15 protein-coding genes are annotated in these 21,206 nt (G+C 45.4%); 1 reads left to right on the forward strand and 14 read right to left on the reverse strand.

Going from position 1 to position 21,206, the window contains the following annotated elements; all coding sequences use genetic code 11:
• Positions 1-177: 177 nt before the first annotated feature.
• The 5 genes from ACFQ0C_RS17235 to ACFQ0C_RS17255 all read right to left on the reverse strand — a co-directional run bounded on the left by ACFQ0C_RS17235 (position 178) and on the right by ACFQ0C_RS17255 (position 6,149).
• Positions 178-1,512, reverse strand: coding sequence for a sulfatase family protein (locus tag ACFQ0C_RS17235; protein ID WP_379368301.1), 1,335 nt, complete (start codon positions 1,510-1,512; stop codon positions 178-180).
• A gap of 15 nt (positions 1,513-1,527) precedes the next feature.
• On the reverse strand, positions 1,528-2,910 hold the full coding sequence (locus ACFQ0C_RS17240; RefSeq protein ID WP_379368302.1) for a sulfatase family protein: 1,383 nt from the start codon (positions 2,908-2,910) through the stop codon (positions 1,528-1,530).
• Positions 2,911-2,960: 50 nt separating this feature from the next.
• Entirely contained in the window at positions 2,961-3,749 is a 789-nt protein-coding gene (locus ACFQ0C_RS17245; protein WP_379368303.1) for a carbohydrate ABC transporter permease, read from the reverse strand.
• Positions 3,750-3,753: 4 nt separating this feature from the next.
• Positions 3,754-4,662, reverse strand: coding sequence for a carbohydrate ABC transporter permease (locus ACFQ0C_RS17250; RefSeq protein WP_379368304.1), 909 nt, complete (start codon positions 4,660-4,662; stop codon positions 3,754-3,756).
• Positions 4,663-4,805: 143 nt separating this feature from the next.
• On the reverse strand, positions 4,806-6,149 hold the full coding sequence (locus ACFQ0C_RS17255) for an ABC transporter substrate-binding protein (RefSeq protein WP_379368305.1): 1,344 nt from the start codon (positions 6,147-6,149) through the stop codon (positions 4,806-4,808).
• 754 nt (positions 6,150-6,903) lie between these two features.
• On the opposite strand from ACFQ0C_RS17255, the gene ACFQ0C_RS17260 reads away from it, so the two are divergent.
• Positions 6,904-8,094, forward strand: a complete 1,191-nt coding sequence (locus tag ACFQ0C_RS17260) for an ROK family protein (protein WP_379368306.1) — start codon at positions 6,904-6,906, stop codon at positions 8,092-8,094.
• A 1,188-nt stretch (positions 8,095-9,282) separates the two neighbouring features.
• Here the strand turns inward: ACFQ0C_RS17260 and ACFQ0C_RS17265 are convergent.
• The 9 genes from ACFQ0C_RS17265 to ACFQ0C_RS17305 form a co-directional block, all read right to left on the reverse strand.
• On the reverse strand, positions 9,283-9,441 hold the full coding sequence (locus ACFQ0C_RS17265; RefSeq protein WP_258217444.1) for a hypothetical protein: 159 nt from the start codon (positions 9,439-9,441) through the stop codon (positions 9,283-9,285).
• Between the two features lie 244 nt (positions 9,442-9,685).
• Positions 9,686-12,319 (reverse strand): discoidin domain-containing protein, encoded by a 2,634-nt coding sequence (locus tag ACFQ0C_RS17270; protein ID WP_379368307.1) that lies wholly within the window; start codon positions 12,317-12,319, stop codon positions 9,686-9,688.
• Between the two features lie 34 nt (positions 12,320-12,353).
• Positions 12,354-13,814, reverse strand: a complete 1,461-nt coding sequence (locus ACFQ0C_RS17275) for a glycosyl hydrolase (protein WP_379368308.1) — start codon at positions 13,812-13,814, stop codon at positions 12,354-12,356.
• Positions 13,815-14,110: 296 nt separating this feature from the next.
• Positions 14,111-15,481 (reverse strand): sugar phosphate nucleotidyltransferase, encoded by a 1,371-nt coding sequence (locus ACFQ0C_RS17280; RefSeq protein ID WP_379368309.1) that lies wholly within the window; start codon positions 15,479-15,481, stop codon positions 14,111-14,113.
• Positions 15,482-15,521: 40 nt separating this feature from the next.
• Positions 15,522-16,850, reverse strand: a complete 1,329-nt coding sequence (locus ACFQ0C_RS17285) for a UDP-glucose dehydrogenase family protein (RefSeq protein WP_379368310.1) — start codon at positions 16,848-16,850, stop codon at positions 15,522-15,524.
• Between the two features lie 4 nt (positions 16,851-16,854).
• Positions 16,855-17,955, reverse strand: a complete 1,101-nt coding sequence (locus ACFQ0C_RS17290) for a glycosyltransferase (protein ID WP_379368311.1) — start codon at positions 17,953-17,955, stop codon at positions 16,855-16,857.
• 26 nt (positions 17,956-17,981) lie between these two features.
• Positions 17,982-19,127, reverse strand: a complete 1,146-nt coding sequence (locus ACFQ0C_RS17295; RefSeq protein WP_379368312.1) for a glycosyltransferase family 4 protein — start codon at positions 19,125-19,127, stop codon at positions 17,982-17,984.
• The gene (locus ACFQ0C_RS17300) at positions 19,105-20,370 is read right to left on the reverse strand and encodes a glycosyltransferase family 4 protein (protein ID WP_379368313.1); all 1,266 of its coding nucleotides are present in this window, start codon (positions 20,368-20,370) and stop codon (positions 19,105-19,107) included. The genes ACFQ0C_RS17295 and ACFQ0C_RS17300 overlap by 23 nt, the downstream gene beginning before the upstream one ends.
• Positions 20,357-21,193, reverse strand: a complete 837-nt coding sequence (locus ACFQ0C_RS17305; protein ID WP_258217452.1) for a glycosyltransferase family 2 protein — start codon at positions 21,191-21,193, stop codon at positions 20,357-20,359. Before ACFQ0C_RS17305 ends, ACFQ0C_RS17300 begins: the two co-directional genes overlap by 14 nt.
• Positions 21,194-21,206 lie beyond the last annotated feature (13 nt).

Here is a 21,206-nt window from a genome sequence, read left to right on the forward strand (position 1 = left end):
TCACAAACCTTTATTTATTTTATACGGCTGACACTATTACTAAATCTTCCAATAAAATTAATATTAACTACATAATTCCGATAGGCTCGCTTGCTTCATTTTCCTTATTCAATATAACTCAAATAGCCTGCCGCAAAGGGCAGGCTGTAATTATTCATCTCCAATGAACGCTCACGATTAATCCTGTTGCAGCGCTTCCTTAAGTCTGGCAACAATGTCCGGATGATCTTCTGCCCCATTTCTATTTTCCCATGGGTCGTTCTTCAGTTGGTACAGACGATCACATTCGTCTTTCTCAACGATAAGCTTCCATTCTCTGTCGGAAACCACTCTCCATTGGCTTGGATGCTGCGGACCTTCATCCAATCCCGAAATCTGTATATCGCGTAACTTGTAGGTTTCACCGTGCAGAACCGTTTTGAGGGATAACGAATCCTTTGCTTCCTCCATCGTTAAATCAGCCAAATCCACGATAGTGCTAGCCAGATCCTGCAGCTCTACAAGTGCATCGCTATATTGGTTCTGCAGGATGCCGGGGCCGCTAATGACTAACGGGATGTGCACAGATCCGCGTTCCGGTTTGCATTTACCGAATTTATCGAAATCTCCCAGCATATCTCCATGATCTGAAGAGTAAATGACCACCGTATTTTCCAGTTCTCCGCGTCTCTTTACTTCTTCAAGAAGAAGTCCTATATTGCGATCGATGTTCTCCAGCATAGCGGCGTAATTTTGCCTGATGCTATTCCATGTTTCTTCCGGCAGCGTGCAACGATTCGGCTTCGAAAGCTGGGCATTCTCCCACTCGGCCTTCATACGATGTGTAATATCCCATGGCTCATGCGGTCCCACAAAATTAACCATCAGAAACCAAGGCTGATCTTGAGGAAATTCCTTCAGCATTTGAATGCCATTGCGGGTCAGCCAATTGTCACAATACGCCTCATCCGGCAAATCCGTTGCATCCGTTCGTTGGTCCCGATCAGTCATATCCTGCAAATGGATGTCAGCCAATCCCTCATCGTATAAATATTTCATATAGGGATCACGCGGAGACTTTTTGCCGGAATGTATCGCATCAATCTTGCCAGCGTTATCGATTGCATCCGTGAATCCCAGCTGATTCAGATCGTCAATCCAGCCTTCCAGCCCCCACCAATGTGTAGGTTTATGAAGATCAAATTTACCCACACCACCGACACGGTAACCATTTTCCTTCAGTATGGAATAGAACGTTTTTCGAGACAATGAGTAATTCTCATGATTGCCGGCAACTTCCGCTTTGTTATATCGTAATCCGGAAGCAAGACAGGCTCTGGCCGGAGCACATAAAGGGGAGGGAGTGACCGCCCTTGTAAAGGTAACACCTTGCTTCATCAATGCTTCTATATTAGGCATGCGCAGCGGTAAAGCTTCCATACCTAAAGCGGATAAAATATCCGAATGGTACGGCATCCAATCTCCGCGATGTGTGTCCGGAAACAGGAACAAGAAGTTGGGACGACGTTTCATTTTCAGCTCACCTCTCTAAGAATGATGAAGAAGGGGATCGCGAACGCTCTGCTGCCACCGCAATAACTCCCCCTCCAAACGTTGGATATGGGTTTGCTGTAACGGGTCATCGGCCAAATTAGACATTTCCCATGGATCCGTATACAAATCAAACAATTGAATCCGATTAGAACCCTTATCCCCAGAACGATAGTAGCGAATGTATTTCCACCGCCCGTCGCTAATCATCCGCTGAACATTTTTATATGCTGAAAACACACTTTCTCTAAGCACTGTTTCCTGGCCGGATATTAGAGGCATCAGACTCCTGCCTTCCACCGTATCGGAAAGCCGCGTCCCCGTCAGCTCGCATAACGTCGGGAAAATATCGATTTGGCAGCCCAGCCCGCTGACTTCAACCCCTTGCGGTAAACCGGGTCCCTGCATAAGAAGCGGGATATGAATACTGTGCTCATACAAATTTTGTTTACCCAAAAGTCCATGCTGTCCCAAGGCAAGCCCATGGTCAGCTGTGTAGACGATAATCGTATCCTCAGCGTGCCCGCTTTGTTGCAGTGCTTGTATGATACGGCCAATTTGTACATCCAGATGAGTAATCATGCCGTAATAATCGGCCAGATGTTGACGAATTTCGCCTGGCTGCCGTGGAAGGGATGCCAATAGTTCGTCCCGCACATACAATTCACCATTATCGAAAGGATGCTCTGTCATATAATTATCAGGCAGCGGAATATTTTCTGCATGATATAAATCAGCATACTCTTGCGGCGGAGTCCTTGGATCATGGGGAGCTGTAAATGCCACATATAATAAGAAAGGATCGTCCTCTTGATGGCTGTGAATGAAATTGATAGCCTCATCTGCAAACAGCTCCGAAGAAAACGTATCGCTTAGGACTGCCGTCTCCTGCGGATAAATACCGTTCGGGTCAAAAGCATGCAGAGGCAGCCCGACATGATCCCCCATTCCCCCAAAGAAAATATTCGCTCCGCCTGCAAAACCTCTGGCAAAGCTCCCTTTTCCATTATGCCACTTACCGATACCGAAGGTTCGATATCCATCAGCCCGGAGCACCTCCGGCAAAGTGGCTAGTGCAGGATTCAGTGCCCACAGGTCCTGATTCTCCGTCTCTCCAAGCGTAACCTCTTTACAGGCAGCTGTTGTACTAAATACATTAGCCCCTGTTAAAAGACAAGCGCGACTAGGCACACAGAGCGCAGCTGTTTGTCCCCCCATCGTATACATGGATTTAAAAAGCACGCCATCAGCGGCCAATTGATCCAATACGGGTGTCTGTACAACCGGATTCCCATACGCTCCCAGGCCATCGAATCTATGATCATCTGCTATCAGAAACAGTATATTCGTTTTTTTTCTCACGGCTTGTTGTTCTCTCATCTTAACCTCCTAGCCAAATTCAATGATTGAACAAATTTTCGACCTGCCACTTATTTGATAGCTCCGCTTGTGAGGCCGCGCTGCATATACTTTTGACCGAAAATATATAAAATCACTATGGGAATTGTAATTAACACTAGCGCCGCAAATACTTTGTGATAGTCGGATGTATACTCTTTGATAAAAAAATTGGGTGCCATCGTCACCGTCAGCATCGTTTCCTTATTGATGAAAACAAGCGGGAATAAATACTGATTCCACGAGTTTAAAAACGCCAGGATGCCAATCGTCGTAAGCACAGGCACTGCCAAAGGCAATATAACATGAACAAATCTTCCCCATGCATTGGAACCGTCGATCTCCGCAGCCTCCAAAAGCTCATTGGGAATCTCATCAAACGAATTACGGGCGATTAACAGTGAAAAGGGAATACTCATAGCTACTTCCGGACCGATTAGCGACAAATAAGTATTCATCCAATGAAAAGCTTTGATCGTTTGAAACAAAGGTACGAGCATAGCGACAGGCGGAATCATAAGACCGATCAGGCAAATCGCAAATACCGAAGAATCTCCCGGGAACTTCAGCTTACTAAAGCCAAAAGCGGCCAATGAAACTGCCATGAGCAGTAGCAGCACAACCGAAGTTGACACAATAAAGCTGTTCAATAGAAAGCGTGGAAATAAATCAAGACTTAATACAGCTTCGTAATTCGCCCAATTGCCCCCTTCAAGCGAATACATAACAAGATAGACCATTGGAATTACCCAAATAGAAGCCATGATCAGGAGAAGGAGATTCATCGTAATCTTTTCAGCTAACTGCAGTCGAACGAACATACGCTTACCTCCTAATCTTGTTATAAACACGCAGCTGAAACGCCGTATAAATAAATGCGATGAGCAGTAGAACAACGGAAACCGCTGCGCTGTACCCCGTTTTATATTTCAGCAAGGATTCCCTGAACAAATAAGTGGAAATGAGCTCCGTCGCTCCTCCAGGCCCCCCCTCAGTCATAATCCAAACTAAGTCAAATACTTTAAGAGCAAATATAATGCCAAGAATCATAAGCGTAATATGCGTACCCATAAGCATTGGAAAAATAATATGGCGAAATTGCTTAACGACTCCAGCCCCATCTATTTTTGCCGCTTCGAATATTTCCTGATCCATATTTAACAGACTCGTATAGTAAATCAACATATAGAATCCGGTATTAGCGAATATGTAAACGGCCGCAATTGAATTTAAAGAAGTGGCCGGTTCGGACAACCAGGAATGAGTCCAGCTATTCCATCCCAAAAACTGAAGCATATGGTTCAGCAGCCCGAAGTTCGGCTCATATATGCCTGCAAAAGTGGTTCCAACGGTAACAACCGCAATAACATGTGGCAAAAAGAAAATCGATTTAAACAAACCGTCTGCAATCCAAACTCCATTTAATAACGTGGCAAGCAATAAGCCAAGGGCCATGGAGATAGGGATCGTAATGATCAGAAAATAGACCGTATTCCCCAGCGCCTGATAAAAGTTCGGATCGTAAAAAAGATTCACATAATTATCGAAACCAATAAAAGCTTTGCTGCCAATTCCCGACCATTCGAAAAAACCGATATAAATATTGTAGAAGATGCCGAAGAATGTAAACACAGACACAAAAATCAATAAGGGCAGAGCAAAGTATAAGCCGGTGAAGCGGCTTCGCTTCTTTTTTGCAGGAGACTTGTTCCATTTCATCAAAGCTGTTTCCACTTAGACCCTCCTCCTTGCATCTAAAGTAAAGAGTTGGACCTCCGCCAAAGACGCCAAAGCTTTTTCGATAGCCACAGCACCAGAAGACACTTTGAACAGAGGTCCATTCTGACAGAAAACTTCATCTTAATAATACGAGATGATTAGCGCTTCACTGCATCTGAAGCTTTTTGCACCTCAGCCATTGCTTGTTCAGGGGTAGCCGATCCTGCTGCAACCTTTTGCAAACCAGTAAACAGCGCTTGCTCGATAGTGGCATTGTCCAGGAAACGAATTCCGCCTACATCCTTCGTAAGAGCATTTAATATGACATCAACCGATTGCTTCTCAATATCTGTTTTTAAACCCGATTTATCCATCGACAGCCCCTCCTTGACAGGAAGGAATTGCAATGCCTTGCTCAATATCGTCTGGTATTCCCCAGTAGCCATGAACTCCACGAATTTCCAGGCAGCATCCTTATGCTTCGAATCCTTGCTGATCCCGAGCGGAACATCCCCGTTGATCAAAACACTTGCTTTGCCGCCAGCAATCGTCGGCATCGGTGCAAGACCAAAAGTGCGGTCGCCCATTTTCAATCCATCCTTATTCGCTACATCGTTCATAATCCAAGCGCCTACTAGGATCATCGGAAGCTGTCTCTTTTGCTCATACATATCTCTAAGATCCGGATCAAATTTAGTCGTCAGATTGCCATCCTGAAATAAATGATCTGTGTAAAATTGCTTGAAAGCATTAGTCGCTTGAATAAACGAAGGATCGGTAAATTTCACCTTCCCTGCATCCGCATCGTACAGCTTGCCTGGAGCAATTTGATTGACGAGGGTATAGAATACATCCGTAACGGTCGTGCTTTTACCTCCGGCAAAGCCCAGCCGCGGGATAATTCCGGGCAGCTTGGCATCTTCAAACTTTTTCACAACTTGCTTGAGTTCATCATAAGTCTTGGGCGGCTCCGCTCCAACCTTTTTGAATAAATCCACATCATAGGAAAGAAAGGGGGTGACTGCAACTCCCGTTGGGATGACCTTGTAGTCGTTCTTTTTGGCCGATTCCATTGGAGTAGCCTTGAACATCTTTTCCCAATCCTTGCCTAATGATTTCTCTGCCAAGGGAGCTAGTGGCTCGAGGACGGGGATATAATTTTTGATCATCGGTCCATTCGAAAAGGCCATGACGTCCGGAGCTTCTCCGCCTTGGATGGCGACCTGGATTTTCTTATCATAGTCAGCCGATGGAGTGCGAACATAATTCACTTTGATTTTCGGGTATTTGACGTTAAAGGCTTTGATCAATTCTTGCCACACGTTATCTTCCGGCGACCAGGACCAAAAAGAGATTTCTCCCGCTATCTCCTCCGGTTTTTGAGCAGTAGCTGCCTTCGTATCCTTAGCTGAGGTCGCGCTACCGTCTTTTATTTGCGATGAACATGCGGAAAGAAGCAGCAAGCTCGCAAGCAAAGCACTACCTATATTCCATTTTTTCATGAACAGAACACCCCTTAAACTAAAATGATAAAGCGTTTTCAGTCATTTATATTTAATATATAACTTATACTAATAAAATGAACCATATTTATTAATTAATAAAAAATACATGTATTTAAGCCGAAATTAACATTTATTTTGTATAATGAACATACTAAATAAACAAACTTACTCATACTCCCCCTTGTTTACCACCACCTTTTGCAAATTAAAAACCGGGAGGTGCATATGATACGATCCGAATCGAAATAATATGCAAAATTGCTTGACCTACTCCAGTCTCACTTGGAGTCTCCACCATTAAGAAAAGCTTCTGATCGAACCCTATTCGAGGAAGATACATTCGTGTCTTAGCGGTGGCTTTTCTTGCAATATCAGACTTCTGCAGCTCCGCTGAAAACTTATAAAGTCTGATATTATCAAAAATCCGAAGTGAAGCTTCGCCACTTTTGTACAGCTCAATTATGAGCCCTTATACAATTAACTGTTCCTTATTTAGTATATGTATTATACCAAGTAAGTTAATTGGATAACTAAATATTAATTTAATGATTTTTCTGTTATAAGTCAATAATTAGTTTTATAATCTAGGAAAATACTGAAAGTTAAAGGATGCAAACTTAAACAATGGTTGCGTGTTGAATACTAAATGCATCTGGAATTCTCAATTAGTTATCATTAATTTTTGACACATAACTTATTTTAATATATTATTTATACTTAATAACTGCGATAACCTAAGGTGGTGATAGCCATGCAACCTAAAGGTCTGATTGGTAATCATGATCTTGTCAAAAAAATAAATATGGAACATATAATCAATACGATTCTTCAATATCGTCCTGTATCCCGGGCCAAAATCGCTGCACTTATAGGCCTCAACAAGATGACCGTATCAAGCTGTATTGATTTATTCCTGCAAAAGGGAATTGTCGTGGAATTAGGTACAACGGGAACATCAAGAGGTCGCCCCCCCACACTGGTTGATATCAATGAATTAGCCGGAATTTGTGTGGGTATCGATATAGAAGTTAATCAATTTACCTTACTTATTACCGATCTATTGGGCAAAAAGCTGGAGAGTATGGTTTTCCCGATGAAAAGCAAAGATCCTATGTATTTCGTGGACTCGGTCTCGAGCATCTTGGCGGATTTAAAGAAAACCCACTCCCATCGTCAGCTAGGGGTTGTAGGCGTTGGACTTGTCATTCAAGGCTATTATAATATAAGCACCGATGTAGTGGATTACAGCGCCAACCTTCAAGAATGGAATGATTTCCCTCTGCGAAATGAGCTTGTTAAGCGAATTCCTGATCTTCCTATTTATATTAATCCTGCACCTTATGCGGGGGCTATAGGAGAAGTTCATTTCGGACATTCCAGGTCAGTTGATCATTTGGTCTACGTCACCAGTTCCTGGGGCTTATCTGTTGGCGTCTATAACAAGGGAGAGTTGTTTACTGGAACAACGGGTACTGCCGGAAGATTAGGACATTCCACAATCCACATGAACGGAAAAAAATGCTCATGCGGGAACAGAGGCTGCTGGGAGATGTATGCTTCGGTCAAGGCGCTATACGAATTGTTGGACACCACTCCCCAGCAGCTCCCCTTCGCAGAGATTGTTCGAAGCATGGATCAGGGAGATTCCAAAATAACTAGCGCAGTGCACCAGCTCGGCCATTATCAAGGGATCGGTCTGGCTAATGTCATCAACGCATATAACCCAAGGGTTATATGTATGGGGGGCCTTCTCGCTTTGCTTGGTCCTACGCTTATCAATTCCATATGGAATACACTCAATGAGATGATTCCCCGGCGATTCTTGCAGGATGTCAAAATTTATTGTTCGGATTTAGGAGAGCTGGGAGTCGCACATGGTGGGGCTTCGATGGTGATAAACCACCTGGCGAATACAATTATCCGCCACTCCCTGGAAGAGTAGAGAAGCAGAACCTGACTTCCAACACGTGTTAAAGATTAACCTAACACACTAGTAACCTCTCAGCCTGATAGCCACAAGTAAACTACTATATTCTTCGTAATGCGTCAAACTCCATTTCAACTTTTTATTAGAAGTAAGGCAGTCACCCTTAAAAGTAATATCTTTATTCATAAAATCTTGTAAAATCATAATTTCACATATATTTCCACTAACTTTTGAATTTCCTACAATCCAGTTTTATGTATGTATTCGCGAATTTCATGTTAATTCCTTTTTATGGATAAAGCTTATACTCCGTAATAGGTATTGGATCACGGGGCTGTCCCAAAAGTCTTTTTGGAGGAACATTTATGGCTTTGCATGGCAGCTTAGGGAGCCCTCTCAAATATCAGGAAAATGTCAGGTTAATTTCTCTGAAAAATAGGGCTCCTATCCCAATAACTGGAATTTCTCATGCTAATTCTAAGGATTTTGGCTGATTTCACCCATATCACCTATATTAGCGTGAGTTTTTCCAGTTATATTGGTTTCAAACGAAATCCTGGCTGGATTAACGGGAGGATTTCCATCTATTACCTTTCTTTCGGTAAGTAAGTATGGCCTCACCTGCACATGTCCCTAAACAGCCCGCCAGTACTAGAATCCACGGAAGTGAGCGGTAATGCGGAAGTAATTGTTCCTCTATCAGCTGGAAAGCTCAAAAAACAGAGGTATAACGGAAGTGCTAGTTTCCGTTATACCTCTATTTTCATGAACGAATGCCCAGTTCTTCAAACATAACGGAATTCCCACTTCCGCTATCTCCTTAGATTAGAACCGGCTGATGGAATAACTGAACTTTTAGTTCCGTACCAAATCCTCCAGGGCTCGTAGCAGCGCAGCTCTCCCTATGCATATAATAATTCCCATTGAATCATGGTGTGCGTTAAACACCTTAAGCTCTAATGTAACTCTACTCATTCTAATTAATGTAGAAAGATAGGTAGGCGGGTAGCAGATAGACAGGTAGAAGGTCCGCTCATTCTTCATTCCTTGAATAAGCTTCTGATTGAAGTCCTTTCACTGATGATACATTCGTATCATCAAGATAGTTTATATTACCAGATAACAAAGTTGAACCTTAGGAAACATACAAAGCCAGCTTTAGAGCTCAAGTACATCAAGTTCAATTATCCTGTCCAGCTTTCTTTACTTCGTAACCCCTCCGGCAACATTAGGCACTTCGCCAAGCGCCCAGCTAATCATAAAATAAATAAACGGCAAGAACGTAAGCAAACCACCTAGAAGAATAATAAGCCCAAGTCCACTAAATTGCTTTTTCGATTCGGTATTTTTTACTAGTTCCATAAAGCATACCCCCACTTTATAAGTTGATAACTTTAGTTGCTTATAGAAGTGATTATAGGTCGTTTAGTCAAAATAGTAAGTGATATAAATCACAAGTGTTAATGTTAAGAAAAGTAAAAAACTTGGATAGTCCCCCCAGAGAGCCTTCCAAGTTTATTGAGTCAATGATAAACCTTCATCTACCGTTCGCTGTCCAATCAGCCCCAGAATGACTTTTGATAAAAGCAGCGCTGGAACTCTCCATCTACTGCTCATTACCGTATATCTGCAGCTCATGAATAGACCAATAACTGCCGCTTTTGCCGGTCTGCACAATTTTCACATATTTAGCTTTTTGCGGGGCAAAATTAATTTCGGTAACCTTGCTTCCAAGACCTGATGCGATAGGTCCCGTCCAGGTCAAGCTATTGTTCGACACATAAACCTCATACTGGCGTGGGTAATCATTCGGCGAGCCTTCCGTCTGAAGCTCGATCCGATTGATCGTTAAGAGAGACTTCATATTAACTTCATAGTATTGCCCATACGTTTGGGCAGCATTTGTATCCCATCGACTATTGATATTATCATCAATCGCGTTTTGTGGCTTCCCTCCGGAGCTGCTGGAAGCTATCCAATCCTTACGGTCTAGAAGCACATAATCCGTAGCCACTGTCTCTACAGCTTCAGAAGGTTCGCTCGTCCCCGGCAGCCTTATTTGATACTTGTATGCCGATCCGGCTAACGTGCTGCTGTCAATATAATGAGTTTTCTGCACATTTGCAGCGATTAACTCATAATTTCCTCCCGAATTGGCACTGCGCCAAATATCATAACCCTTGGCCCCCTCCGATTCCAACCAGTTGAGCTCGATCGAATGATGGAGGAGAGGCTCTGCCTTTACCCAAGTCGGTGCTTTCGGCTTAACGTCTGCAGAGCGTGTCAGAATGTATTGAACCGCTTCGCCGGGACCAAGCGTTTCTATCAGCTCAAGATTAGGGGAAGCCTGTAATCCCGATATATAAGTTCGTGCCTCCTCATAGCTCTTTCCCGATCCGAATCTTTCCCCCTCATAGACCGCCTGCTCGGGCATGGTCACTTGGACAGCTATCTTTTGCACACTTTTCTCAAAATTTACGATGTTCAGCAATATTTTGTCAGAGGTTCCCTGAGATCCAGGCAAGGGTTTCAACGAAGAAGTGTCCACCCCGCGGAAATAAACCAGCTTGTCATATAAATCCTCTGCGTTCGTTATCCGGTATTCGAGCGGCTTGCCATGGGTTGCATAGGCCAGATTAAGCCGTCTCATTATCCCAGCGCGGGTATCTGTTTCCGACGGATTTCCGTATATTCTTGTTGTGGCGGGATTATGATTATTCAAATTAAAGCCTGTTTCAAACAATGAATAGTCAGGATAGAAGGCGGCGTGATGTGTGAACATGTCCGCATAACCGATATGGGCACGCATGATCCGGTCAAAAACCGCAGATTTCCGGTCTACAGCTCCGAATTGTTTGGCATCCATGTGGCTATCCGAAGTTCCATATTCGGTATTCAGCATCCGCTTCGGCAAGCCGTCTTCGACGCCTCCAAATGTTTTCAAATTTTCTACAAAGCTTCCACCCGGGCTATCTGCAAATGAGGACCCATATGAATGTCCATTGGTTAAGTCGGTCACATTCTCAAGCTCCTTGCGCTGGGCCGGATCGCTTTCCCACCCGTCAGGATCACCGCATTGGCGCTTTCCATTAGGCAGTTGGTTTTTGCAGGATTTCACCTCATAGGAAGGAGCATAAGCCCACCCTGGAGCCACCGTCTTCAAATGAGGGGCCAAAATAGGGATATTCTCATTTAACCATTTGGCGATAGCCAGATTAACTGCTTTGGAACGGTTAAATAATCCGGGTTCGTTATCGATCTCATAGTATTGAAAGAGCGAGCCATAATTTTTCACATAATTATACAACTTATCTTTGGCATCATTGGGAAGAGTCCCATCCATTTGCAGCTTGATATTGCCTGTGTGCAGATGAAACGATACGGCTTGTGTGTTGTAATCCCTCAATGTTTCGTAATAAGGCCCAATAGCCGAACAGGCATTTTTCACATCCGTAGCGCAGCCGGTCCGCATAACATTGCCGCTATAGGCGATGCCCATCCATTTCAAGACATAAGGGAGATGTCGGACGGCCCCTTCGTCATAATAGAAGGACATATTGTTGAGACTGGTGCCCGATGCGATATAGCTGCCTTGAATCGGTTCCTCCGCCGGTGCAGACAAAGCACTTAACCCGATATAATCCCACTTCCACCACAAATACTGATTCTCCGAAGACGAACAATAAATACAGCCTATAGCCCGCAGCTCCACGATATTGTCTCCTAGCTGCAACTGCTCCTTCGGAATATAAAGCTCGTATGTTTTCTTGAAGGGGTATCCACTTGTCGTTCCACCGACACCGGCGATTTGAACAATTCCTGATAACATGCGGTTAGTGAAAACGGCCATCTGAGGAATTGATTTATACGCATCAAGCACCTTAACCTGCAAGTTAACACCGTGTTCTGGAATAGCTTCCAACGTATAATGAATGCTGAACGATGGATTCACCGATCTATCAAGCCCACTGGGCAAGCTTTTCCAATCCATGCTTTTATAAGAATCAGAAGAGATGCTAAAGCTTTGGCTCTTGCTATCCGACCTGAATTCAAGAAAAGAGTCATCCGGTTTCCCTATCAGCCATATCCATCTGCCTTGTACCAGCTGCGCCGAAGCTTGCTTTATTTCAGGAGGCGCCAATTGATCCGCTGCCGTGTATTGGCAGCAGGACAATACAGATAAAATGAGCAACAGCATACCGACCGGCAAAACAAGCAACAAAACCACTTTTCTATTCATGATGTCTCTCCATTCCATTTTTTATAGGCATTCTTCATTTAGGAATGAATAACGCACTCTCCGGAATGATTTCTTTGGTATGAGAAGGGCTTGCCCACATAACTTTGGCTGCCGCCCCTGCAGTATCATTATAATATTCGACCTTAAATTCGACAGGCTTTCCAGCGGTAAGTGAAATCGTCCCGGTTCGTTCAACCCAGCTTTGGTTGAACCAGCTGTCTATAACCAGCTGCCCATCCACCCAAACCCTTATTCCATCATCGCTCAAGCTGGATATTGTATACGTCTCCGTGTAGCTGGGCCAAAGCCTGCCCGTCCACCTCACAGAGAATGCGCCTGCCTGGACAGCGGCCGTTGGAGCCGATTGACGCCAATTGAAGTCAATATTAGAATCTTCGCGTACTTCCTTGAGGTCTGTGAAGTCCTTGTTACCATAATATTCAGCTACCAAGCCATTTTTACCGGCAGCCTTGCCCGGCATTCGGAGAGTAAGAGGAACCGTCCCCCTCTTAATGGATCTTGGGCTTGTATAGAAAGAGTGGATCTTCTCCGCCGTGTTTTTTTCGTTCAGCATCTTGCCCCAGACCATCATATACGCCCATTTGGGCTGATTCTCAAGGACAGCCGCATCCGGGATTTCACCGTTTTCTCCAATAGCCACCGGTTTGCCATTGGCAAGCTCAACAATCTTGTCGTAATATTCCTGCCGGTAATCATTGCCATAGATGTCGACCGCAAGAACATCCACTTTGTCTGGGCTAGGGTAAGTTAATGTATAAGGATCGGCCCATTCCGTAGGCGCATTCGGACTCCATACCCACAGAAGATTATTCAGCTTATGAACCTCTACATACCGGTCGTACATGATATTCCAGAGAGCGGGGAAATTATTCTTCTTGCCCCACCAGAACCATCCGCCGTTCATCTCATGATACGGGCGCCATAATACGGGAACTCCAGCATCCTTGAGCTTGGTCAGGTACACGGCCACCTCATCCAGATCCGCAATCAATTTGTTATATTCCGCCGTTCCCGGCGTCACATATTTATCGAACTCCGATTGGCTCATCTCCTTTTGCACATTCGACCAGCACCGGCATTCGCCGGGAATACTTTCATGATAAGTGATCGTTACAAGGCCGCCTGCCTTATGCCACGCGATCGCGCTATTCACCACCTTCTGTCTTTGCGAGGCTACTTCCGAAGAGGATTGATTCATAATGGCGCCGAGCTCATAACCGTGAATTCCTGCGTGCTTCCCTGTCTGTTTCTTTAGCTTATTGTTCAGCTCATCCGGGCTTTCTAAATAATCATGCTGGCCGCTTATAATTTTTGTCCCCGATATCTCATACAGATTTTGCAAAACTGCTTTTGCTTCGGTTGATGCAACCGGGTTTACGGGAGCAGACGAAGCTGACGATATATTCGGAAACGCTGGAAAATGAGGGGCAACCAACGTAAATAACAGTAGAATAGAAATCACTTTACTAATCACACCTACCCTTCTGCTCTGCTGCAGCAACATCCTATAACCCCACTAGATTCAGTTTTTTTCAAACATTTACTTTCAAACTATGTTATAATTTCGACAAATCCTATGTTTTTTCGAGGAGGCACCAGAACATGAATAGAAATTCCAAGCTGTCCATGCCTAAAGGCTGTTTATGGGCTATTGTTATTACCGTCCCGATCTGGTTCATTATCTTATACCTGCTAATCAAATAAACAATCGCCTTCCATCCCCATAAAGAGAATAAAAGGCGGTTGCTCATTTATGAATCCCGCTCGCTTTCATATGAACTGATGAAGCGGTATGTCCTTCCATTCCATGCAAATTCGAACGATATCCTCCTCCACCAACTCTGAGCCGGTCTGCACCTCAATAAGCTCCATATCGGTTATAGCTAGGATGCTGTGCTTGGTCCCTTCTGGAATGCGGACGACATCCCCCGCCTTTACCTGGTACAAATTATCATTGATAACAATATCTGCAACTCCACTAATGATCGTCCATATTTCACTTCGTTTATAGTGAAGCTGGTAGCTTATATTTTTACCTGCACATACCAGGATGCGTTTGGTCAGAACTTCGTTACCTTCCTTATACTTAATGTAATCCACGACACGGTAACGCCCCCATCTCCGCTCCTCATACATCGGCCTTTGTTGAATATGATTCATCACTTCCTTGATTCTCGGACTTTCCGCTTTGGAAGTGACCAGTATACCGTCCGGGCTCGCAGCCACCACCACATCGTTCATGCCGATTACGGTTACCGGAATATCCAGCTCGTTGATCAGATGTGTATTGACGGAATCCTCCGTAATAATTCCCGTCCCGATTCTTGTGCAGCTCATCTCCTCCGTCAACGTATTCCAGGTACCCAGGTCCTTCCAGAATCCGTGATAGGGAAGTACTACCACATTATCTTCCTTCTCTACAACCTCGTAATCGAAGCTGATTTTGGGCAAATGTTTATACTGCTTGAGCATTTCCTCGTACTGGATCGGAAGTCCTTTCTCAACCAGCACATTAATCAAGTAATCGAGACGGAATCCGAATACCCCGCAATTCCATAGAGCATTGCGCTTGATTAGAGCTTCGGCTTGAACACGATCCGGCTTTTCTCTAAAATGGCTGACTCGAAGTAAATCAGAGTCCGCAGCATAAGGCTCAGAGGGAACGATATAGCCATATTTCTCGGAAGGGGCGCTCGGAACCACACCGATTAGCGCCAGATTCGCATCTGTTTCTTGAAGAACCTGTTCCAATTGCTGGATGGCTTCGAAGAAGGCTTCATCCACATATGGATCAACTGGCAGGATCGTGATAACGGTATTAAGCGGAACGCTCGACATCGAGTACAAATAAGTAGCCGTGAGTGCAATAGCTGCGAAAGTATCTCTTCTTTCGGGCTCGACAATAATGGGAACTTCATTCCCAAGCTGGCTAGTTATCATTTCCATCTGAGATCGGTTTGTAGCCACATAAGCGGAGCCTCCCAAACCAGCATTATTTAACTGCCTCCATACTCTTTGCACCATAGATTCCATTTCCTGGTTCGGATTTTGGAGTATTTTCAAAAATTGCTTGGATCTTGAATCGTTGGACAACGGCCACAGCCGCTTGCCTGAGCCTCCAGATAGTAGAACAAGCTTCATGAATATCACTCTCCCAATGGTTATGAATAGTTCATCCTTGTCAGACACTAACCTGCGAACGGAATGCCGCGATCGGTTCGGGTCTTCCCACCGAATAATAATGCAGCCCCGCTCCTTCGATCTGCTCTTTGGCATATACATTTCTACCATCTATAAGAATGGGCTGTGCCATCTGATAAATTAACTGTGACAATGAAATCTCCTTGAATTCCTGCCAATCGGTCAGCAAGCACACGGCATCAGCATTTATGGATGCATCCAGGGCATTAGCACACCATTGAATGGAAGGGTGATCGAAGCGCTCCCTGAACTTGCCCATGGCCACAGGATCGTATAGCTTCAGCTTCGCTCCCATGTTGATCAAGGCTTCAACAATTTCGAGCGAAGGGGCCTCGCGGATATCATCTGTGTTCGGTTTGAACGATAACCCCCATATCCCGATCACCGTGTTATGCAGCTGCCCAAGCGACTCCTTCAGCTTCTCAATTACTTTGTATCTTTGCGCCTTATTAACCTCCACAACCGACTTTAGAAGCTGGAACTCATAATTAACATTACCCGCAATCTGGATTAATGCTTTGGTGTCTTTAGGAAAACATGATCCCCCGTAACCGATTCCGGCATTCAAGAATGAGGGGCCGATTCTGGGGTCTTTCCCCATCCCTTGAGCGACCTCCGTCACATCAGCGCCTACTTTTTCGCAAATATTCGATATTTCATTAATAAACGATATTTTCGTTGCCAGGAATGCGTTGGAAGCATATTTAATCATTTCCGCACTGCGAATATCCGTAACGAAGATCTGGTCCGTGAAGCTGCTGTGCAGCTCGACCATGGCCGCTTCCAGCTCCCTGTTATCCAGCCCTATAACAATTCGGTCGGGATGAAGCGTGTCTTGAATGGCTGAGCCCTCCCGTAGAAACTCCGGAATGGAAACAATATCGAAAGGCACCTCCGTATGCTGCGCTATGATACGGCGTATTTTCTCGTTCGTTCCGACGGGAACGGTGCTTTTGGTGGCAACGATTTTTCGCCCGTTCATAGCTCTGCCTATTTCTGCTGCCGCTTGCTCAATATACTGCAAATCAGCTTCTCCACTTGGCAGAGAGGGCGTTCCGACCGCTATAATGATGAGCTCGGAATGCCGCACTGCCTGGATCAAGTCAGATGAGAATTCCAATCGTCCGGCTTGTACATTGCGCTCCATGAATGTTTCGATTCCTGGCTCATAGATGGGGGAAACCAGATTCTGTAAGGCGGCAATTTTATTTATATCCTGATCGACACAAATAACATGATTGCCCATTTCCGCAAAGCATATGCCCGAAACTAGACCGACATACCCGGTTCCGATTACAGCGATATCCATTCTGTCACCGTCCCTCTCTGAATTTTTCATAAGCTTTGCCAATATAATTTTTGAAATTTTCCATAAAAGCCTTCTCATCGAACTTTCGAGCATGGTTGACGATCTGCCGTACATCCCAATCGTGGATTTCGACTTCGTTGATAGCTGCATTCAGATCATGGATTTCCTGCCGTTTGAAGAAAATACCGTTCAGCCTCGGCCTGATCGTATCGAGTGCGCCTCCGGACTGATAAGCGATAACGGGTCTTCCGGCAGCGTTCGCTTCAAGCGGGGTAATGCCGAAATCCTCCTCACCGGGGAAAATCAACGCTCTGCATTGCGCCATCAGCTCTGTAACCGCTCTGTCCTCCAGCCTCCCGAGAAAGCTTACATTCGGTTTAGCCAGCTGCCGCAGCCGTTCAAGATCGGGCCCTTCTCCTACAATATATAGGGGAAGTCCATTGCGGCTGAATGCTTCCACAGCCAGATCAATCCGTTTATAGGATACGAGCCGGGAAACAATCAAGTAGTAGTTCCCAATCGTCGTGGAGCTATGAAACCGCGATGTATTGATTGGAGGAAAAATAACGTCGGAGTCTCGATGATAATAAGTTTGAATTCTGTTTTTCACAACGGATGAATTCGCCACGAATTGATTAACGTTCTTTGACGTCCTTTGATCCCAAGCTTTAAGCTGCCTCATATAAATCTTCAAAAGCTGCTTCAACACATTGGATTTGGACTGTCTTTGCATATAAGTGTCATAATCCCATGCAAATCGCATTGGCGTATGGCAATAGCAGAGATGGAATGTCTCCTTGGGCACTTGAATGCTCTTCATGAATGCGCTGCTGGAGCTAAGCACCATATCAAATTCACGGAAGTCAAAATCCCGAATCGCAAAGGGGTAAAGAGGAAGCATTCCCTTGAAGTTATTTATCCCCCCAGGCATTTTCTGAAGCCAGGATGCACGGATATCCGCATCCTTAAGTGCGTCAAGCAGCCGGTTGCTGCTAAAAACCGTGGTGAAAATAGGCGCCTGCGGAAACATATGATGAAAGACCTCAACGACTCTTTCGGCACCACCCATTTGAATCAAATAATCATGCGCTATTGCTATTTTCATTTGATCCATCCTTTTCTACCCAAGGTTTAGTTAATGTTGGAAATCAATCCTTCATAATAGCTTGTAATTTGTATTACGGTTCGCTCAATGACAAAGTGCTCCTGCACTCGTTTCATGCCATTCTCACTCATCCTGCGTCTCTCCCCGGGATTGGCCAGCAGCGTACGGATTGATCGGGCAAGCAGCGCCGGATCTCCAGGTGTAATAAGCAGCCCCGTTTCGCCATGTACGACTATTTCGGTTGGTCCGCCCTCATTCGAGGCAATTACCGGCAGTCCGGCTGCCATTCCTTCAACGATCACTTGCCCGAACGGCTCAGGTGTAATCGATGTATGGACGAGGAGATCCGCTTGCTGCATCAATTCCTGAATATTATCCACATGACCCAGCAAAGTTACATTCGTCAGCCCGTATACATCGATTTGCCGAAGCAGCTCCTCCTTATAAACATCCTCGCCAAAGAGTGCATCGCCAGCCAACCAGAACTGGACATGCTGGTCCGGCAAGAACGACTTGGCCGCTTCCAGCAAAATATGCTGGCCCTTCCATTCCGCAAGACGTCCGACCAACAAAACAGTGAACTTTTGCTTCAGTACCGTCACGTTGGATGCAGGGTTAATGGCGTTGGCGAAGGAAGAATATACGACCAATGTTTTCTTCGATTTCGGCAGCTTCAAGGCATTCAAGGTGGAATTGGAATTAGCAATGATTCCGTTAGGCAGTATGCGCGACATTAGTCTGATGGCCTTCGCTACAACCGGCTTCAAATAGGGTTCACCGATATAGTCCCTTATGTGCCAAATTAACGGAATTCTCGCTATTTTCGCGGCAACGGCACCGTAAATTGCTGACTTCAAAGAATTTGTATGAACGCAAACCACCTGCTCCTCCTTCAAAATCCGGGCAAGCCTTCTCCCGTAAGAAAGCAATTGAAAGGCTGCGGAGACAATCTGCATATTGACAACATTGCGGTTGCGGTTCCTGACTTTCTCATTCAATGTGATGACACGAACCTGGATTCCTTGTTCCCTCAGTCTGTCAGCCAGAACGCCTTCTTCCGCCAAAATGACCAGCGGGTCCACATTGCTGCCCAGATGAGTCAGAATATTATAAAGGGCAACCTCTCCACCGCTCCATCTTGCGGTATGATCAATGTACGCCACTCTTAACATCCGCATCATGCCTCCCTTTTCCTTGTGCTCGGTGACCATGGAATGTGATCCCGGCAGTGGATACTCCAATTTTTCGATACTTCTCAAGCACGGTTTCAAAAACAGCCTCCACCTGGTTTGTTGCAAGCTCCCAAGTGTAGTTTTCCAGAACGTGCCTCCTGCATTGTTCAGCGGTAGGCCACTGCTGCTTATGCTTCAGTAAATGGATGATCCCTGTTGCGATGTCACTGCTGCTCTTACTCTTGAACAGCAGATCCGGGCGAAACTTCTCTAATATTTCCCTGCTTCCCCCAACAGGTGTCGCAGACACGGGAAGTCCTGAGGCCATGGCTTCCACGGTGATCAATCCAAATCCCTCCAATGACTGGGTAGGAACTACGAACAAATCAGCAGCCTGATAATATCGGGGAAGATCGTCGTCAGAAACGTAGCCGAGTAATCTGACTTGGCCTTCAAGACCATACTCCGCAATCCGGCTTTCCAATTGTTCCTTTAGCGGTCCCCTCCCTCCTATCAAGAGTACGGCGTCAGGGGCCTGCTGAACGACCTCCTTCCACGCATCAAGCAGCTGCAGCAAGCCCATTCGGTTGACCAGCCTCCTTACCGTCAACACGGCAGTGCAATCTTCCGCTAATGACAGGCTTCTTCTTACTTCCATACGGTCTGCGGATGGTTGAAACCGCCGTATGTCAGCCGCACCTGCAATAATGTGAATCCTTTCCAGCGGAATTCCATATTGCTGATGCAAAACGTCGCGGAACGTTTCGCTTAAGACGATGAAAGCATCCGCATGCCTATAAGCTCTCATCTCCATCGATTTGGCGATCCATGCTTTTATGCGATGCGTAATCCTCCCCCCCTCCGCTCGAATTTCCTCGCTCCAGGGACCATGAAATGCTATGACTACCGGAATATTCCGCTTCCTGGCTTCCTCTGCTGCTCCCACTCCATAGGGAGCAAAATGCGAATAAACGATATCAACCTCTTGTTCCTCCATCAGCTTGGCCGCATAGTTGCGGAACATGTTTCGCCTCTTCCTCAACTTCATTCCGGGATCAGCGATGCTGGTAACGAGCATCCCCTCCTTAACCTCCGGTTGATCCACGCTGCATACGAGAGCTTCCAGAGTATTACGGTTAGAAAGGTTTTCACAGATGTTCTTAAAGTACGTATTCAGCCCACCAGCCTGGGAAGACGGCCAGCCCATCCCGGTAGACAGGATTCGCAGCTTATTGGATGGCATATTTCTTTCCCTCCTTTAACGGCTCTTCTTCATGACGATGTTTTACCTTGCTGTGAACAAGAACACTTTCATAGTGCTTCAAGCAAACCAGAAACTCGTACATCGCCCAGAAGACAGCAACGGCAAGACCAGGTATCCCTTTTCTGTACAAGCCCTGAATGATATATTTTTGCAAAAAACGTGCCGGGGGACGGTACAGCAATCGAATCCACCTGAACGGCTTGCCCGCTATAACCGCCTCCTCCGCTTCCAAATCGGTATATTTATTAAATCTGGCAACATGGTCGTTAATGCTACGGAAACCATAATGCCACAAGGTCCCTGTTAAATTCATAACCTGATTATTGGATACATCCGGTGTTTCATGAACCAGGCTATCTTTATATTGAACGTTATTTCGATTATATAAACGAACCAGCCGTTCTCCCTTCCCCATCCAGCGGCCTAGGAAATCTCCGATTCGAAAGACAGCGTACGCTTTCTTCCCATCCGATAAATCCTTCTTTCTCTCCAGTATGGACTTGGCTAAAAGCTCGCTCACCACCTCATCGGTATCGATGACGAATATCCAATCATGCGATGCCCGTTCGCTCCCGTAAATTCGCTGCTTGGCATAGCCGGGCCAAAGATTCTGATACACCTTGCAGCCTAATTGCTCGGAAACTCGGACCGTACCGTCTTTGCTCCCTCCGTCAACCACGACGATCTCATCGGCGAAAGCTTTGCAGGAAGCAATAGCGCCGGCAATCCTTGATTCATCATCCTGCGCAATAATGACCGCAGATATGAGATACTTCCCTGCAGAAGCACAATGATCGATCATCGGCCTTAATCCT

The sequence above is a fragment of the Paenibacillus sp. GCM10027630 genome (assembly GCF_042676305.1).
Lineage (GTDB): Bacteria > Bacillota > Bacilli > Paenibacillales > NBRC-103111 > Paenibacillus_S.

Bases quoted from the DNA above. Each gene is read 5' to 3' on its own strand.
- ACFQ0C_RS17245 (WP_379368303.1), bottom strand. From the start codon at position 3,749: ATGTTCGTTCGACTGCAGTTAGCTGAAAAGATTACGATGAATCTCCTT.
- ACFQ0C_RS17285 (WP_379368310.1), bottom strand. From the start codon at position 16,850: ATGGATATCGCTGTAATCGGAACCGGGTATGTCGGTCTAGTTTCGGGC.
- ACFQ0C_RS17235 (WP_379368301.1), bottom strand. From the start codon at position 1,512: ATGAAACGTCGTCCCAACTTCTTGTTCCTGTTTCCGGACACACATCGC.
- ACFQ0C_RS17305 (WP_258217452.1), bottom strand. From the start codon at position 21,193: ATGATCGATCATTGTGCTTCTGCAGGGAAGTATCTCATATCTGCGGTC.
- ACFQ0C_RS17270 (WP_379368307.1), bottom strand. From the start codon at position 12,319: ATGAATAGAAAAGTGGTTTTGTTGCTTGTTTTGCCGGTCGGTATGCTG.
- ACFQ0C_RS17240 (WP_379368302.1), bottom strand. From the start codon at position 2,910: ATGAGAGAACAACAAGCCGTGAGAAAAAAAACGAATATACTGTTTCTG.
- ACFQ0C_RS17300 (WP_379368313.1), bottom strand. From the start codon at position 20,370: ATGCCATCCAATAAGCTGCGAATCCTGTCTACCGGGATGGGCTGGCCG.
- ACFQ0C_RS17265 (WP_258217444.1), bottom strand. From the start codon at position 9,441: ATGGAACTAGTAAAAAATACCGAATCGAAAAAGCAATTTAGTGGACTT.
- ACFQ0C_RS17255 (WP_379368305.1), bottom strand. From the start codon at position 6,149: ATGAAAAAATGGAATATAGGTAGTGCTTTGCTTGCGAGCTTGCTGCTT.
- ACFQ0C_RS17295 (WP_379368312.1), bottom strand. From the start codon at position 19,127: ATGTTAAGAGTGGCGTACATTGATCATACCGCAAGATGGAGCGGTGGA.
- ACFQ0C_RS17290 (WP_379368311.1), bottom strand. From the start codon at position 17,955: ATGAAAATAGCAATAGCGCATGATTATTTGATTCAAATGGGTGGTGCC.
- ACFQ0C_RS17280 (WP_379368309.1), bottom strand. From the start codon at position 15,481: ATGAAGCTTGTTCTACTATCTGGAGGCTCAGGCAAGCGGCTGTGGCCG.
- ACFQ0C_RS17260 (WP_379368306.1), top strand. From the start codon at position 6,904: ATGCAACCTAAAGGTCTGATTGGTAATCATGATCTTGTCAAAAAAATA.